The 15,683-nt window shown below is 61.9% G+C and carries 13 protein-coding genes and 1 riboswitch; of the genes, 5 read left to right on the forward strand and 8 right to left on the reverse strand.

Annotation, left to right across the window (positions count from 1 at the left end; all coding sequences use genetic code 11):
* Positions 1 to 20: 20 nt before the first annotated feature.
* From Q5H92_RS13995 to Q5H92_RS14005, 3 genes are all read right to left on the reverse strand, one after another.
* A complete protein-coding gene (locus Q5H92_RS13995) occupies positions 21 to 575 on the reverse strand; it encodes an RNA polymerase sigma factor (protein ID WP_305012158.1) in 555 nt (184 codons plus the stop codon).
* A 205-nt stretch (positions 576 to 780) separates the two neighbouring features.
* Positions 781 to 2,016 (reverse strand): chloride channel protein, encoded by a 1,236-nt coding sequence (locus Q5H92_RS14000; RefSeq protein ID WP_305012159.1) that lies wholly within the window; start codon positions 2,014 to 2,016, stop codon positions 781 to 783.
* Positions 2,017 to 2,121: 105 nt separating this feature from the next.
* Positions 2,122 to 2,196, reverse strand: a riboswitch (Fluoride riboswitch).
* A 161-nt stretch (positions 2,197 to 2,357) separates the two neighbouring features.
* The gene (locus Q5H92_RS14005; RefSeq protein WP_305012160.1) at positions 2,358 to 4,625 is read right to left on the reverse strand and encodes a heavy metal translocating P-type ATPase; all 2,268 of its coding nucleotides are present in this window, start codon (positions 4,623 to 4,625) and stop codon (positions 2,358 to 2,360) included.
* Between the two features lie 261 nt (positions 4,626 to 4,886).
* On the opposite strand from Q5H92_RS14005, the gene Q5H92_RS14010 reads away from it, so the two are divergent.
* Positions 4,887 to 5,858 (forward strand): ABC transporter ATP-binding protein, encoded by a 972-nt coding sequence (locus tag Q5H92_RS14010; protein WP_305012161.1) that lies wholly within the window; start codon positions 4,887 to 4,889, stop codon positions 5,856 to 5,858.
* Positions 5,859 to 5,941: 83 nt separating this feature from the next.
* On the opposite strand, the gene Q5H92_RS14015 is transcribed toward Q5H92_RS14010, so the two are convergent.
* On the reverse strand, positions 5,942 to 6,301 hold the full coding sequence (locus Q5H92_RS14015) for a CoA-binding protein (protein WP_305012162.1): 360 nt from the start codon (positions 6,299 to 6,301) through the stop codon (positions 5,942 to 5,944).
* Between the two features lie 125 nt (positions 6,302 to 6,426).
* The gene (locus Q5H92_RS14020; RefSeq protein WP_305012163.1) at positions 6,427 to 7,995 is read right to left on the reverse strand and encodes an NAD(P)/FAD-dependent oxidoreductase; all 1,569 of its coding nucleotides are present in this window, start codon (positions 7,993 to 7,995) and stop codon (positions 6,427 to 6,429) included.
* A gap of 148 nt (positions 7,996 to 8,143) precedes the next feature.
* On the opposite strand from Q5H92_RS14020, the gene Q5H92_RS14025 reads away from it, so the two are divergent.
* Positions 8,144 to 9,475 carry an MFS transporter gene (locus Q5H92_RS14025; RefSeq protein ID WP_305012164.1) on the forward strand — a complete coding sequence of 444 codons (1,332 nt, stop codon included), beginning with the start codon at positions 8,144 to 8,146 and terminating at the stop codon, positions 9,473 to 9,475.
* Positions 9,476 to 9,482: 7 nt separating this feature from the next.
* Here Q5H92_RS14025 and Q5H92_RS14030 read toward each other — a convergent pair whose 3' ends face one another.
* Genes Q5H92_RS14030 through Q5H92_RS14040 form a run of 3 tightly spaced genes read right to left on the reverse strand, consistent with a single transcriptional unit; the run spans position 9,483 to position 11,614 of the window.
* Positions 9,483 to 9,770 (reverse strand): hypothetical protein, encoded by a 288-nt coding sequence (locus Q5H92_RS14030; protein ID WP_305012165.1) that lies wholly within the window; start codon positions 9,768 to 9,770, stop codon positions 9,483 to 9,485.
* Positions 9,771 to 9,816: 46 nt separating this feature from the next.
* Entirely contained in the window at positions 9,817 to 10,590 is a 774-nt protein-coding gene (locus tag Q5H92_RS14035) for a M23 family metallopeptidase (RefSeq protein ID WP_305012166.1), read from the reverse strand.
* A gap of 31 nt (positions 10,591 to 10,621) precedes the next feature.
* On the reverse strand, positions 10,622 to 11,614 hold the full coding sequence (locus Q5H92_RS14040) for a tryptophan 2,3-dioxygenase family protein (RefSeq protein WP_305012167.1): 993 nt from the start codon (positions 11,612 to 11,614) through the stop codon (positions 10,622 to 10,624).
* Positions 11,615 to 11,885: 271 nt separating this feature from the next.
* Here Q5H92_RS14040 and sdaAB point away from each other — a divergent pair, with 271 nt between their 5' ends.
* The 3 genes from sdaAB to Q5H92_RS14055 all read left to right on the forward strand — a co-directional run bounded on the left by sdaAB (position 11,886) and on the right by Q5H92_RS14055 (position 15,655).
* Entirely contained in the window at positions 11,886 to 12,566 is a 681-nt protein-coding gene (gene sdaAB / locus Q5H92_RS14045) for an L-serine ammonia-lyase, iron-sulfur-dependent subunit beta (RefSeq protein WP_305012168.1), read from the forward strand.
* A gap of 69 nt (positions 12,567 to 12,635) precedes the next feature.
* On the forward strand, positions 12,636 to 14,162 hold the full coding sequence (locus Q5H92_RS14050) for a TolC family protein (protein WP_305012169.1): 1,527 nt from the start codon (positions 12,636 to 12,638) through the stop codon (positions 14,160 to 14,162).
* A 101-nt stretch (positions 14,163 to 14,263) separates the two neighbouring features.
* Positions 14,264 to 15,655, forward strand: coding sequence for an efflux RND transporter periplasmic adaptor subunit (locus Q5H92_RS14055; RefSeq protein WP_369811146.1), 1,392 nt, complete (start codon positions 14,264 to 14,266; stop codon positions 15,653 to 15,655).
* The last annotated feature ends 28 nt before the right edge of the window (positions 15,656 to 15,683 follow it).

Genomic DNA, 15,683 nt, shown 5'->3' on the forward strand with positions numbered 1-15,683 from the left:
AAAGGGCCGGGCCGTGGCGTTCAAGTTGTCACGGCGGCGAAGCTGACGCGGCGCTGCAGCATGGCGCGAGCCTTGCTGAGCTGCGATTTGCTGGTGCCTTCGCTGATGCCCAGCAGCTCGGCAATTTCCTGATGGCCGTAGCCTTCCAAGGCGTAGAGGTTGAAGACGGTGCGGTAGCCGGCCGGCAGGGTAGCCAGCAGGTGCATCAGGTCTTCGGCCTGCAGCTGGGTGTCGGCGGTGGCGGCGGTGGTGGCCAGGTTTTCGGGTTGGGCAAAATCTTCGAACGACACCGTCATCATCTCGCGCTGGCGCAGCTGCATCAGCGCCTCGTTCACCATGATGCGCCGAACCCAGCCCTCAAAACTGCCTTCAAACCGGTAGTTGGGCAGGGCCCGAAACATTTTGGCAAAACCTAAAATCAGGGCTTCCTCGGCGTCTTCCCGGCGCTTGAGGTAGCGGCGGCAAACGGTGAGCATGAGCCCGGCCAGCTGGTCGTAGAGCTGGCGTTGGGCCCGGCGCTCGCCGCGCACGCAAGCGGCTATGAGTTCAACTTCGGTCACGGTAGGAGTGGGCAAAACGCAGAAAGGGTGGTGAGTTAGCGCGTCAGATGCAAAAATGTAGCGAAGGGTTGCCTGCTAAAAGCAAATAGTTAAAGAATGGATAAAAGGAACGTCATGCTGAGCGGAGTCGAAGCATCTCTACTGCGCAGGTAATTCATTCACTGTTGCACGCGAGATGCTTCGGCTTCGCTCAGCATGGCGTTCTTTTTACTGCGCACTGCTATAAATCTCCCAAACGCTTGCCTTGCTCACGGCCCAGCCGCAAGTGCTTGGCCTGGCCCACCACTTGCGAGCTGTAAATGCCGTGATGCCCGGAAAACAAATAAGCCACTACGCAGGTAAGGGCCAGGTAGATTCCGGCCTGAATGCCAAATAATTCCAACCCCATCAGCGTGCAAGCCAGCGGCGTATTTGCCGCGCCAGAAAACACGCCCACAAACCCCATCGCCGCCAGCAAGGCCACCGGCAACGGCAGCACCAGCGTCAGCGCACTGCCCAGCGCCGCCCCAATAAAAAACAGCGGCGTCACCTCGCCGCCCTTGAAGCCGCAGCCCAGCGTGAGGGCCGTGAGGACGAGCTTCAGGGCCCAGTCCGTCGGCGGCAGCGGGTGCTGAAAAGCCTCCACGATAACCGGGATGCCCAAGCCCCCGAACCGATTGGCGCCCACCACCCACAGCAGCCCTGCCACCAGCACGCCCCCCGCCACCGGCCGCAACGGGGCGTAGGCAATGCGCCGAAAAAAATGCGTGATGGCATGGGTGAGCCCGGCAAAGCTGCGCGCCACCAATCCGCAAAGCACCCCCATCAGCAGCGTGCAGCCCAGCGAAAGTGCCGTGAGCGGCAGCGCCGCCAGCGTGGGATACGGCGTGTGGCCCACGCCCCAGGCCCGCGTCACGGCATCGGCCAGCACGGCGGCCAGGAAACTGGGTAGCACGGCCTCGTAGCGAATAGAGCCCAGCAGAAACACTTCCAGCCCGAAAACGGCGCCCGCCAGCGGCGTGCCAAATACCGATGCAAACCCCGCACTCATGCCCGCAATGAGCAGAAGACGCCGGTCGCGCGGCCGCAGCCCCAGCCAGCGCGTGAGCTGGTCGGCCAGGGTGCCGCCCATCTGCACGGCCGTGCCCTCGCGCCCGGCCGAGCCGCCGAACAGATGCGTAGCCAGCGTGCCGCCGAGCACCAGCGGCAGCAGCCGTAGCGGAATGCGCTGGCTGGGCCGATGGATTTCGTCGAGAATCAGATTGTTGCCTCGCACCGCTTGCTCACCAAAATAATGGTAAGCCAAGCCAATGAACAGCCCCGACACCGGCAGCAGCGCCAGCACCCAAGGGTGAGCTTCGCGCCACTGCGTCACCCAATCCAGCGCCACCAAAAAAACGGCCGATGCCGTGCCGGCCAACGCGCCAATCAGCCCGCTGATAAGCAACCAGCGTAGCAAAAACAGCAAAGCTGACACAGTGCCGAACGCCCGAAGTCGGTGGGGAAGAAGGCGAGGAAATTCGAGCCGAGTGGACATGTGGGCGAACAAGATGAGCCAGGCGGCGCGGCCACAGTGGCCGTCCGGGCGGTAGGAATCATCAGCGCGGAGCGGGCGGGCTCCGGCGGTTCGCGGTGGAAATCCATCACCGTAGTTGGTACGGCAAAGATAGATGTGGTTCTTTGATTTTAGATATATCCTGAACGACGTAGGGGCGGGGCTTGCCCCCGCCCGTCGTTGAACGGAATCTTTGAGGAGGCGCCAACCTCCGGGCAGGGGCAAGCCCCGCCTCTATATCACTCTGATAACACTTGCACCCGCTATTGCGGCTTGAAACTCTTCAACCGCAGCGAGTTGGTGAGCACCGACACGGAGCTCAGCGCCATAGCGCCCGCCGCCAGCATGGGTGACAGCAAAATGCCAAACACCGGATATAGCACGCCAGCGGCTATTGGGATGCCGAGCGTATTATATAGGAAGGCAAAAAACAGGTTTTGCCGAATGACGCGGATGGTTTGGCGCGACAGCTCAATGGCCGTGACCACACTCTGCAAATCGGAGCGCATGAGGGTGATGCCGGCGGCTTCCATGGCCACGTCGGTGCCGGTACCCATGGCCAGGCCAATGTCGGCCTGGGCCAGCGCGGGCGCGTCGTTGATGCCATCGCCCACCATGGCCACCACGCGGCCCTCGGCCTGCAGGGCGCGTACCTGGGCCGCTTTATCGGCCGGCAGCACTTCGGCGAAATAGCGGCTGATGCCCACCTCGGCCGCTACCTGCGCGGCGGTGGCGGGGTTGTCGCCCGTCATCATCACCACTTCCAGACCCAGCGCCTGCAGCCGCTTGATGGCCGCCGCCGAGCTGTCCCGCACAGCATCGGCGACCCCAATAATAGCTACTGCCTGGCCTGCTACGGCCACGTAAAGCACTGTTTTAGCTTGTTTCAACAAATTGTCCGCCTGGCTGCTGATTTCCGGGGGAAGGTAGATTCCAGCTTCGGTCAGCAGGCGCGCGCTGCCGATGTGCACGGGTGCCCCGGCCACGGTGGCGACGGCACCCCGGCCTTCCAGCGCCTGAAAATCGGTGGCCACCGGGGCCTCAGCGCTCTGGGCTTCGGCGTAGCGCACCACGGCGGCCGCCAGTGGGTGCTCCGATTGGCGCTCGACGGCCGCCACCTGCGCCAGCAACGCGGGGACCGACTGGCCCGGCGCGGCCCAGAAGTCCGTCACGGCCGGCTCGCCGCGGGTGATGGTGCCGGTTTTATCAAGCAGCACGGTGTTCACCTGGTAGGCTTTCTCCAGCGCTTCGGCGTTGCGAATGAGCACGCCATACTCGGCCCCTTTGCCGGTGCCTACCATGATGGCCGTGGGCGTGGCCAGCCCCAGCGCGCAGGGACAGGCAATGATGAGCACCGCCACAAAGTTGACCAGCGCCAGCGACAACCGGGTTTCGGCCGGCGCAAGGGCAAACCATACCGCGAATGTGAGCAGGGCAAGGACGACTACCGTCGGCACAAACACGGCGCTCACCCGGTCGGCCAGCCGCTGAATAGGCGCGCGGCTGCCTTGGGCGTCTTCCACCAGTTTCACAATTTGGGCCAGCATGGTTTCGGCCCCGATTTTGGTGACGCGAAATCGGAAAGCGCCGCTTTTATTGAGGGTGGCCCCGAATACGGCGTCGCCGGTTTGCTTGGCCACGGGCAGGCTTTCGCCGGTGAGCATGGCTTCATCCACGGCCGACTGCCCTTCAGTAATAAGGCCGTCGGTGGCCACTTTCTCGCCGGGGCGCACGAGGAGGATGTCGCCTACCTGCACCTGCTCGATGGGCACGTCGACCTCCTGGCCGTTGGGGCCCACGAGGCGCGCCGTTTTGGCTTGCAGATTCATCAGCGCCCGCATGGCGGCCGACGTGCGGGTTTTGGCCCGCAGTTCCAGCACCTTGCCCAGCAGAATGAGAGCAATAATGGTGGCCGTGGTGTCGAAGTACACCTCCGGTGCCAGTCCGCGCCGGGTGAAAAAGCCCGGTGCCAGCGTAGCGGCCACGCTGTAGAGAAATGCCGCTCCCGTGCCGATGGCAATGAGCGTATCCATGTTGGCGGTGCGGTGGCGGAAGCTTTTCCACGCCGAACTGTAGAACTCGCGGCCGCTGTACAGCAGCACCGGCAGCGTGAGTAGGAGCAGGGCCATATTCAGCCATTGCAGGTTGAGATGCATCATGACGACGGGCCATAGCATGAGCATGCTCAGCGGCATGATGAGCGCCGCCAGGCCGGCGGCCACCCAGAAGCGCCGCCGGAGATGGGCATAAGCCGCCGCTTTCTGCTGGTCGATTTCCGCATTGCGCTCGGCCGCGCCGATGCTGGGGGCGCGCTTCACCACGCCATAGCCCGCGTTTTCAACGGCTGTTTTGAGCGTGGCTTGGTTAACTAACTCGGGCAGGTAGTGGACGGTGGCTTTCTCGGTGGCGTAATTCACCACGGCGCTTTGCACGCCGGGCGTGCGGGCCAGGGATTTCTCGACGGCTGAGGCGCAGGCGGCGCAGCTCATGCCTTCAATGTCGAGGGTGGTGCTGGTGGGGGAAGGCGACATATTAGTAAGTAGTGGCACTTGGTATAACAAAGCAACCAGCCAATACGCCCGCCGCCGGTACGGAATCTGGTTTAAAACATTCGAAATTTTACCGCCGGGTCGGATTTATTGTTCGATATAACAATGAAACCGAGCCGCATTTGACGCTTCAAAACCGGCCTTGCGGGCCAGCTGTGTAGCTTGCAGCGGCGTTCGGCTGCTTCACCATCGGCGCAAGCGGCTTGCTGCCATCTCATTCGCTTTTCGATTTACCTGACCTGCATGGAGTTGCTCACGGTTTCGGCCATCAGCCTGGAAGAACACGGGCACTCAGTGCTGCAGGACATCAGCTTCCGCCAGGCGGCGCACCGGAAGTTGGCGCTGGCCGGCGAATCGGGTACGGGCAAAAGCACGCTGCTCCAAATCATTGCCGGCCTCATTCAGCCCAGCGCTGGCGAAGTTCGCATCGACGGCGACCGGGTGCGCGGCCCCCAGGAAACCCTCGTGCCCGGCCACCCCGGCGTGGCCTACCTCTCCCAAAAATCCGACCTGCCGCACTCCTTGCGCGTCGAGCAGGTGCTGCGCTACGCTAACCAGCGCCCCACCGCCGAAGCCCAGGCCCTCTACGCCCTCTGCCGCATCGACCACCTCGCCCAGCGCCGCACCGACCAGCTCTCCGGTGGCGAGCAGCAGCGCGTGGCCCTGGCCCGGCTGCTGCTCGCCGCCCCGCGCCTGCTACTGCTCGACGAGCCCTTCTCCAACCTCGACCGCGTACACAAGCGCACCCTGCAAACCATTATCGAAGAATTGGGCACGCGCCTGGGCATCACCTGCCTGCTGGTGTCGCACGATGCGGCCGACACACTGCCCTGGGCCGATGAAATTCTGGTGCTGCACCAGGGCCGGATTGTGCAACAAGGCCCGCCCGCCCAGATTTATCGCCAGCCCGCCACCGAATACACCGCTGCCTTATTCGGCGACTATAACCTAGTGCGGGGCGCCGACCGCCGCAAGCTGCGGCCCCGCCCCCCGGCCGCCGCGGCCCTGCTGGTACGCCCCGAAGAATTCCTGGTTTCAGCCGCCAAACCAGGTTTGAAAGGCGTGGTAACGGCAGTCCGCTTTTTCGGCACTCATTACGAAGTTGAAGTTGCCTTGCCCGAAAACACTGTGCGGGTGCGGCAGCTTACGGATGCCTGGGCCGCGGGCCAAACCGTTTACCTCTCGCTGGCTGCCGGGGCTGGCTGGCCGATTTAATTTTAACGATATTCTGTTAAGAATTAGGAACAAAAAAAGGCGCTGACAATGATGCCAGCACCTTTTCAACAGGTTGATGCGGGCTAGTACTGCCCAATCGAAAGCAGAACCAGCGTGCAGGCTTCTTCCGTCTGGATGCCGCGCTGCTGGGCCAGGCGCTCCAGCTCCGGGTTTTCGGTGCCGGGATTGAATAGGATGCGCTTCGGCTGCAGGTCGAGGATGTAGTCGTACCAGGCGGGCTGGTTTTGCGGGCCCACGTAGAGGGTCACCGTGTCAATGTCCTTTTCCTGCGGCCGGTCGGTGTGAATGGCCATGCCGGCCACTTCGCCCTTGCGAATGCCGACGGGCACTACTTCGTGGCCGTGGTTTTTGAGCATGTGCGCCGCCCGGAACGAATAGCGGGCCGGATTATCAGAAGCGCCGAGAACGAGGGTCTTTTTCATGAGGAGAGATTTCGGTGATGGAGCAGGCGCAAGCCGCGCCGCAAATGGAGCTTGTTTATTTCAGCCAACAATTCCGGCAGCTTCTGCGTGCGTCGCGTGGGTTGGCCAGTCGGCTAAAATTCCTTCTACGACAAAACGGCCAAAACCGCTTCGGCGCACCGCTCGCCGTCCATGGCCGCCGACACGATGCCGCCGGCGTAGCCCGCGCCTTCGCCGCACGGAAACAGGCCCTGCACCACCGGATGCTGCAGCGTATCCTTATCGCGCGGAATGCGCACCGGCGCCGAGGTGCGGCTTTCCACGCCCACAATCTGGGCTGCGTTGGTGGCGTAACCCGGAATTTTCCGGCCGAAATCCTGGAAGCCCTGGCGCAGCCGCTCGGCCAGCACTGGCCCCAGCACGTCGTCCATCCGCAACGATACCAGGCCGGGCTGGTAAGACGTTTCGAGCAACTGGCCGGACGTTTTTTTCTTCAAAAAATCGCCCAGCAGCTGGGCCGGGGCCTGCTGTGTGCCGCCCGCGGCCTGGCACGCCCGCTGCTCCAGCGCCTGCTGGAAGCGCAAGCCCGCCAGGGCGCCGTACTGCCGCACGTCCAAATCTTCGAGCTCCACGGCGGCCACAATGCCGGAGTTGGCAAAGCGTGAGTCGCGCCGGCTCGGCGACATGCCGTTCACCACCACTTCGCCGGGCGCCGTGGCCGCTGGCACAATGAAGCCGCCCGGGCACATGCAAAACGAAAAAACACCGCGCTGCCGGCCCTGCACTTCGGTTTGATGTACCAGCGAGTAAGATGCCGCCGGCAGCAGGCCGCGGTCGGTGCGGCGGTACTGGGCCTGGTCGATGAGGGCCTGCGGGTGCTCGACGCGCACGCCCATGGCAAAGGGCTTGGCTTCGATGAGCACGCCGCGCCGGTCGAGCAGCTCATAAATATCGCGGGCCGAGTGGCCGGTGGCCAGAATGGTAGCCTCCGCTTCCAGCACTTCCCCCGACGCCAGGACCACGCCGCGCAGCCGGTTGTTTTCCAGCAGCAGGTCGGTCATACGGGATTCGAACCGAACTTCGCCGCCAGCTTCAATGATGGCCTCGCGCAGGGCCTGCACCACGGCGGGCAGTTTATTGGTGCCGATGTGGGGGTGGGCGTCCACCAAGATGTCGGGCGTGGCGCCGTGCTGCACCAGTCGCCGGAGCACGCGGCCCACGTCGCCGCGCTTGGTAGCACGGGTATAAAGTTTGCCATCAGAATATGTGCCAGCCCCGCCTTCGCCAAAGCAGTAGTTGGAATCGGGGTTCACTATCTGGTCTTTGTTAATAGCCGCTAAGTCGCGCCGCCGCGCGCGCACATCGAGGCCACGCTCCAGCACAATGGGCTTCAGCCCAAGCTCTAGGCAGCGCAGTGCCGCAAAAAGCCCCGCCGGACCAGCCCCCACGATGATGATAGACCGGGAATTTGATTTAACATTTGGATAAACAAACCATGGCCCAAATAAGTCAGTAGGTGGGGTGGTCATGTAAATATCTGCTCGTATTCTGACAAGCGCCTGCCGACCACGCGCATCAATGGAACGGCGTTTCAGATGCACGAAATCAGCCTCGCCTGCTTGTAAGCCCGCCTGTTTCAGTATTGATTCGTATTGTGCAAACTCATCGAATGCAACTTCAGGAGGAAGAAGTATTTCTAATTCTTGTTTTGACATTTGTGTAATTAAAAAGGTAGTTATCCTTTTGATGGGTTGCCGAAAGTCAGCAGCCTCACAAAGTTACGGCAACTCTAAAACTGCACCGGCAAATCAGCATCACGCTCCCTCTCTGGTGAGTCGGCCCATTCCTTTACTAGCTTGCCATATGGCCCAATCTCTTCCCAACACCACCTCCGTTTCACGCTTACGCTCCATCATCAGTGGCTCCATTGGCAATCTGGTGGAGTGGTACGACTGGTATGCTTACTCCGGCTTTGCCCTCTACTTCGCGCCGGTCTTCTTTCCCAACGGAAACGATACGGCAAAGCTGCTGAACACCGCCGCCATTTTTGCGGTAGGATTTCTGATGCGCCCGCTGGGGGCCTGGCTGTTGGGAGCCTACGCCGACCAGCACGGGCGGCGGGCCGCGCTGCTGCTCTCGGTTCGCCTCATGGCCGGGGGCTCGTTGCTGATTGCCATTGCCCCGGGCTACTCCCGAATCGGGGTGTTGGCGCCCGCCCTGCTGCTGCTGGCGCGGCTGGTGCAGGGCCTTAGTGTGGGCGGTGAATATGGTACCTCGGCCACTTACCTAAGCGAAATGGCCGGGGCCCGGCACCGCGGTTTCTGGTCCAGCTTTCAGTACCTCACCCTGATGGGCGGGCAGCTGTTGGCCCTGGTTGTGCTGTTGGGCTTGCAGCAGGTGATGTCGCCGGTGCAGCTGGGCGAATGGGGCTGGCGCATTCCGTTTGTGATTGGCGCCATGGCCGCGCTGGGCGCCCTGTACCTGCGCACCCACATGGGCGAAACGGCTGCCTTTGCCGAGCAGCAGCAACACGGGCAGCCAGAAACGGACGACGAAGGCCTGCCCGTGCGCAGCCGGCCCAGCCAGCTCACGGTGTTGTTGCAATACCCCAAAGCCGTGCTTACAGTGGTGGGCCTCACGCTGGGCGGTACGCTGGCTTTTTACACTTACACCACCTACGCCCAAAAATTCCTGGTCAACACCTCGGGTTTTTCTAAAGAATCGGCGACGTTGATTTCGTTTGGGGTGATGACGGTGGCCCTCTTATTTCAGCCGCTCTTGGGGGCCATTTCCGATAAAGTGGGCCGGCGGCCGGTGCTCCTCATGTTTGGCATTGGCGCCACGCTGGGCACGGTGCCGCTGCTGCGCACGCTGGCCCAGACGCACGATGCCTGGGTGGCGGCGGGCCTGCTGGTGGCCGCGCTGTTTGTGGTGAGCGGCTACACGTCCATCAGCGCCGTGGTGAAGGCGGAGTTATTTCCGACCGAAATCCGGGCGCTGGGCGTCGGGCTGCCGTTTGCGCTGACGGTGGCCATTTTTGGCGGCACGGCGGAATACGTGGCCTTATTCGCCAAAGACCAGGGCGTGGAAGAATGGTTCTACTGGTACGTCACGGTCTGCGCCCTGATTTCGCTGCTGGTGTACTGGCACATGGGCGAAACCCGGGCCGAAAAAGGCCAGATGCGCCACGACTAGCGCGGGTTCAGCCCAAGGGTTCCGAAGCAGGCGAGGAATCGTTTTTGCCATTGGCAAAGCCGTTGGCCAGCTTGCCCAGGTCGACGTGCGACTTGGCCGTATTGGCGTACACTTCGGTTAGCATGACCGAGAGGGCCTTGGCCACCTCGGGCCCGCTACGGGCAATGGCGCCCGAAATCACGCCGTAGTAAAACGTCGCCAGCGTGTCGCCGTCCCACATTTGCCGAATGTTCTCGTGCAGGGTGCGCGCCTGGTCGAGGGACGTGTTGATGATTTTTTGTTCCGATTCGTTCATGGCAGCGGCTGACCCCAGCAGGGTAGAAGGCGAGTGGTGCGAGGGTTTACGGGCGGGCCGGTCCCTGGTTTCCGCGGGCGAACCGAACCGGCAGCTCCAGGGCTGCGGCTTCGCCGGGGTAGTTTACCACAAATACCAGGGGCGCCGGTTTTGCTCGGGCGTCCGAGGTGGCGATGCGCTGACCCTTGTTCACGTATTGGCCAATGGACACGCCTACGCTGCTCGGGGCAATGTTCAAATAGCTGGCGTAACTGCCGTCTTCGTGAAACACCGTGATGAAATTGAAGGCAGACCGGGTATTCTTGCGGCAATCTTCCCGGTAGTTGACCACGATGCCATTACGGGCGGCGAGCACGGGCATGCGTGCCGGCAAGTCAAACAAGTAGTCGTGGTGGGTGATGTTGGTGCGCTTGCTCTTTGGAACAGACGGGGTGGGCCGAAACACCTGCACCGAGTCGCTCGGGAACCGGTACACGTACGTCGTGTCGGGGGGACGGGAAGTGTAGATGCCTAGCTGGGCCGGATAGTCGTAATGATACGAATACGCAAGCCCGGGCGTATAAGTAAACGTCGTCAGTAGTTGGGGCTGCTTAGCCGGAAACACCACCAGGCGCATGGGCAGCGCGTCGGTGGACTGCATGTTTACCAGCCGGGCCTTGAGGGTGATGGTGTAAGGCACAAAGGCGTGGTTTTCCGCATAAAGGAAAACCACGCCTTGATGATTGTCAACGTGATATACATTCGCCAGCTGCGCCTGTGCCTGCGCCGGTCGGTGGCTGCTCAGCGCGGCCACCACTGCTATCCATCCTGTGGCACGCATACTTCGGCAGCTAATGAAAAAGTAATGGGGCTTACACGCCCACGCTTTCTTCCAGCACGCTTTCCACCCAGCCCTTGCCCCAGTCGTCGAGCTCCTGCTGGCTCCACAGCTGCGGGTAGAAAATGCGGCGCTGGAACTTGGGCGGCAGGTAGTTGCGCCAATTGGTGCCGCCGGTGGCGGCCACGTCGGTGGGGTTGCGCTGCAGGTAGCGCACTGCCGATTTGAAGTGCATCAGGGGCCAGTTCACGTTCACGCTCACGTCGAGCTGGCGCATGGCGCGCATGAGGCGGGGGTGGCGCTGGTCTTCCTGGGGCAGGCGCTGCACCACGGCCCACACATTGCGGTCGTGGAAGGCTTCGGCGTGGCGCACGAGGTCGGCCGTATACTTGCGCTCAAACTCGATGAGGGTGAGGGCTTTGGCGCCGCTGGACTCGATGGTAGCACCCGCTTTCCAGTAGATGCAGCCCAACAGTTGGTCGAAATCGTGGGCCGAAGCCTCGCCCAGCGTCTGGCGCTTCACCTGGTCGGTAAGGTTTTCGAGGGCAGTGCTGGCAATCTCAATCATGCGGTACTGCACCGACTGAAAGCCCGAGGCCGGCATCAGGGCCATGCGGAAATCGAGAAACTGCTGCTTGTCCATGCCGTCGACCATCACATCGAACGAATCGATGAGGTTGTCGAAATAGCGGTTGATGCGGCCCAGGCGCAGCACCACTTCGCCTAGCGTGGGCTTTTGGAGGTTGCCGATTTGCTCGTACTCGCAGAGGCAGAGCTTGAAATAGAGCTCCGAAATCTGGTGGTATATGATGAAAATCCGCTCATCGGGCAGGTTCGTGAGCGGACGTTGCAGGGAGAGTAAAGTGTCTAACTCAATATAATCCCAGTAGTTGATGTACTTGGCGTGGTAGAGACCTTCGAGGTAAGCGGCCAGGTCTTGGCCATCGGGGACGTATTTTTCCTGAAGCCGGCGCAACTGCGCCAGTACGGCCGGAGAAAATTCGTCCGGGGTGGGAGGGGCGGACATGATGGTGGTGAGAAGAGGGTGAGGTGGGGAAATGCCTTGGGTGGAGGCGCGACAAATATCGTCAAAATACTGTGGTTCCAATGACCAGTAGTAAGCGGCTTGCCGAACAAATTGCAACGGTCGCGCTTAGGCGGCGTCTCTGCCCCTCAGCTACCGGGCCAAGCATGGCCCAGCCGCAACCACCGGCCCGCGCACTTCGGCGCGTTTAAGTCAGATTCCGCCTTCATCAGCTACTTTTAACCCCGCAATCCTATTAGGGTAGCCCCCGTGCATGGCCGAGAAATCCAGTATTTTTGATATGATTGGCCCGGTGATGATTGGGCCGAGCTCGTCGCACACGGCGGGCGTGGTGCGCATTGCCCGCGCGGCCATTCGCATTCTGGGCGCGTTGCCCACCGAGGCGGTCATCACCTTCTACAATTCGTTTGCGCGCACCTACGAAGGCCACGGCTCCGACCGGGCCATCGTGGCCGGCCTGCTGGGCTACGCGCCCGACGACACCCGCATCCGCACGGCCTTCGACCACGCCGCCGAAACAGGCCTAAAATTCACCTTCCAGAGCGTGGGCAATGCTTCAACCATGCACCCCAACACCATCAAGCTCAACCTGCTGGATGGCGCCACCGGGCACCGCGTGGAAGTGGTGGGCCAGAGCCGCGGCGGCGGCGTGATTCGCATTGTGGAAGTGGACGGTTTCCCGGCCGACTTTTCGGGCGCGCTGCACACGCTCATCATTGATGCCCACGACGTGCCGGGTTCCATTGCCTTCATTGCGTCGGTTATTGCGCACGATGAATGCAACATTGCCACCATGTTTGTGAGCCGCAAGGGCCGCAACGACGCTGCCCGGCAGTTTATCGAGATGGACAGCCCTATCAAGGAAATTACGCTGGCCTACCTGCGGCAGCTGCACTGGGTGCAGCGCATCACCTACATTCCGACGCTGGACTAGCGCGGCTGGCGTAATAAAAACCGAAATTTGCCGATTATCCTTTCTCCGAATACCCCACTTTTCTGCAAGATGAAACGACGGACTACTTCCTCGGCGCTCCGGCGCCGGGTGCTGGCCGGGTTGGCGGGCACCGTGCTGCTGGCCCCCGCCGCCCAGGCCCAAACCACGGCCGCCCCGCCGGCCACCGCCCTGGGCAGCGCCGCTCAGGCCCCCACCGGCCCCTGGACGCTGCAAAGCGCCGTGGACTACGCCCTGGCCCACAACCTGAACGTGCGCCTGAGCGAGCTGCAGGCCAAGAACAACCAGCAGGTGCTCCGCCAGAGCCGGGCCGCGCTGCTGCCCTCGGCCAACCTAAGCGCCTCCCAGAGCTGGCAATACGGCACGAGCGTGAACCCGCTCACTTACGAATTTCAGAGCAACACTGTGCGGGCCAACAACCTGGCGGGTGTGGCGCAAGTCACGCTGTTTCAAGGGTTTCAGCTGCGCAACACCATCCGGCGCAACGACCTGGACTACCAGGCCAGCCTGGCCGACATTGAGAAGGCGCGCAACGACCTGAGCCTGAACGTGGCCTCGGCCTTTCTACAGCTGGTACTGGCCCAGGAGCTGGTGCGCGCCAACCAGACGCGCGTGGAAAGCGACAACGCCCAGATTGCCCGCACCCGGATTTTGCTCAAAGCCGGTAGCATTCCCGAAAGTACCTTGCTCGACAGCCAGTCGCAGCTGGCCACCGATGAGCTGAACGTGGTGACGGCCCAGAACCAGGCCACCCTGGCCCGGCTCTCGCTGATGCAGCTGCTCAACCTCGACGCGTCGGCTGCTAAAACTTTCGAGATTGAGGTGCCGCAGTTTCCCGACCCGGACGAAGACGCGCCCTTGGCCCTCGACCTGGACCAAACCTACCAGTCGGCCGCCGGCCGCCTGCCCGAAATCAAGGCGGCCGAGCTGCGGGTGCAAAGCGCGCGCCGGGGCACCGACCTGGCTCGCGGCGGCTACTACCCGCGCCTCGCCCTGTCGGGGCAGGTGTTTTCGGGCTACTCGTCGGTGCGGACCGTGACGCAGGTGGGCAACGACTCGACGGCGCGGCGCACCACATTCTTCGTGAACAATGCCGGCACCCTCACGCCGCTCAGCGTGCTCACCTACCAGCGCAACATCATCAGCCTGCCGCAGGGCTTCTGGGACCAGCTGAACCAGAACCTGGGCCAGCAGATTCAGTTCCAGCTCAATATTCCGGTGTTCAACGGCTTGCAGGTCCGCACCGGGGTGCAGCGCGCCATCATCAACGAGCAGGCCCAGAGCGTGCGCGCCGAGCAGGCCCGCCTCACGCTGCGCCAGAGCATCGAGCAGGCCTATGCCGATGCCCGCGCCGCCCAGCTGCAGTACGCCGCCGCCAAGCGCCAGGTCACGGCCCTCACCCTCACGCAGCGCAACTCGGAAATCCGTTTCAACAACGGCCTGCTGAACGGCACCGAGTTCAACATCACGAAGAATAACCTGACGTTCGCCGAATCGAACCGCATTCAGGCCAAGTACAGCTACATCTTCCGGCGCAAGGTGCTCGACTTTTACCAGGGTAAACCTCTTTCTCTTTAATCATTTAACAATTAACATTTATCATTTAACAGGCCAGTAGTCAGCGTCTAAGCATGCAGAGCGGCTGTTAAATGTTAATTGATAAATGTTAAATGAAACTCATGAAAAACAACCGTTTACTCTATATTCTGATTGCCCTGGTGCTGGTGCTCATTGTGGGCTACACCGTGGCCAAGAAAAAAGGCTGGGTGGGCAAAGCCGCCGGCGTGGAAGTGCTGGTGTCGAAAGCCGGCCCGGCCAACATTGTGGAAAAAGTGAGTGCCTCGGGCAAGGTGCAGCCCGAAACTGAGGTGAAAATCTCGCCGGACGTATCCGGCGAAATCACGGAGCTGTATGTGCAGGAAGGCGACTCGGTGCGCAAAGGCCAGTTGCTGCTCCGCATCCGGCCCGACAACTACCAGGCGCAGGTGAACATGCAGAGCGCCCAGGTGGGCACCCAGCGCGCCAACGTGGGCCAAGCCCAGGCGCGCCTGCAGCAGCTGCTGGCCTCGGCCAAGCAAACCGAGCTGACGTACCGCCGGAACGCCTCCCTCTATAAGCAGAAGGTGATTTCGCAGGCCGACTACGAGGCCAGCCAAGCTGCTTACAATGCCTCGCAGGAAGAAATCAATAGCGCCCGCCAGCAAATCCGGGCCTCGCAAAGCACCGTGAGCGCCGCCTCGGCCTCGCTGGAAGAAGCCCGCAAAAACCTCAACAAAACCACCATTTATGCTCCGGTGAGCGGCACGGTGAGTAAGCTGAACGTGAAGAAGGGCGAGCGTGTGGTGGGCACCACCCAGATGGCCGGCACCGAAATCATGCGCATTGCCAACCTCAACAACATGGAGGTGCGCGTGAACGTGAACGAGAACGACGTGAACAACGTGAACCTCGGTGATTCGGTGGAAGTGGAAGTGGACGCCTACAGCAGCAAGGATGAGAAGTTCCGCGGCCTCGTCACCAACATAGCCAACACCGCCAAAGACGCTCTCACCACCGAAGCCGTGACCGAGTTTGAGGTCCGCATTCGCCTGCTGCCCGAGAGCTACAAGCACCTGGTGCGCACCGTGCGTGGCCAGACCATCGTGCCGTTTCGCCCGGGCATGACGGCCTCCGTGGACATCATCACCGACCGCAAAAACGGGGTGCTGAGCGTGCCGCTGGCCGCCGTGACTACCCGCTCCGATTCGTCGGCCCTGAAGGCCGAAAAGACGGCCGAAGAGGCGGGCCGCACCAAAGGGCGGGTGGTGGAAAAGCCCACAACTAAGGCCGAAATTCAGGAAGTGGTGTTTCTTGTGCGCGACGGCAAAGCGGTGCTGACGCCCGTGAAAACCGGCATCAGTGACTTTCAGAGCATTGAAATCTTGAGCGGTGTGCAGGCCGGCGACCAGGTGGTGAGCGGACCGTTCCGGGCCGTATCCAAGACGCTTAAGGACAAAGCAGTGGTCGACATCAAGGACGAAAAAAGCCTGAACAAGGAGGCGCTGAAAGAAGGCGCCGACGGCGATAAGTAAGCCCGTCGCACCGGGCCGCAATGTCCCG

This window comes from Hymenobacter mellowenesis (assembly GCF_030581005.1).
Classification (GTDB): Bacteria; Bacteroidota; Bacteroidia; order Cytophagales; family Hymenobacteraceae; genus Hymenobacter; species Hymenobacter mellowenesis.

What these genes read in the sequence shown, in the direction of transcription:
- Q5H92_RS14005 (WP_305012160.1), bottom strand. Translation starts at nt 4,625, where the DNA reads ATGTCGCCTTCCCCCACCAGCACCACCCTCGACATTGAAGGCATGAGC.
- Q5H92_RS14010 (WP_305012161.1), top strand. Translation starts at nt 4,887, where the DNA reads ATGGAGTTGCTCACGGTTTCGGCCATCAGCCTGGAAGAACACGGGCAC.
- Q5H92_RS14015 (WP_305012162.1), bottom strand. Translation starts at nt 6,301, where the DNA reads ATGAAAAAGACCCTCGTTCTCGGCGCTTCTGATAATCCGGCCCGCTAT.
- Q5H92_RS14020 (WP_305012163.1), bottom strand. Translation starts at nt 7,995, where the DNA reads ATGTCAAAACAAGAATTAGAAATACTTCTTCCTCCTGAAGTTGCATTC.
- Q5H92_RS14025 (WP_305012164.1), top strand. Translation starts at nt 8,144, where the DNA reads ATGGCCCAATCTCTTCCCAACACCACCTCCGTTTCACGCTTACGCTCC.
- Q5H92_RS14030 (WP_305012165.1), bottom strand. Translation starts at nt 9,770, where the DNA reads ATGAACGAATCGGAACAAAAAATCATCAACACGTCCCTCGACCAGGCG.
- Q5H92_RS14035 (WP_305012166.1), bottom strand. Translation starts at nt 10,590, where the DNA reads ATGCGTGCCACAGGATGGATAGCAGTGGTGGCCGCGCTGAGCAGCCAC.
- Q5H92_RS14040 (WP_305012167.1), bottom strand. Translation starts at nt 11,614, where the DNA reads ATGTCCGCCCCTCCCACCCCGGACGAATTTTCTCCGGCCGTACTGGCG.
- sdaAB (WP_305012168.1), top strand. Translation starts at nt 11,886, where the DNA reads ATGGCCGAGAAATCCAGTATTTTTGATATGATTGGCCCGGTGATGATT.
- Q5H92_RS14050 (WP_305012169.1), top strand. Translation starts at nt 12,636, where the DNA reads ATGAAACGACGGACTACTTCCTCGGCGCTCCGGCGCCGGGTGCTGGCC.
- Q5H92_RS14055 (WP_369811146.1), top strand. Translation starts at nt 14,264, where the DNA reads ATGAAAAACAACCGTTTACTCTATATTCTGATTGCCCTGGTGCTGGTG.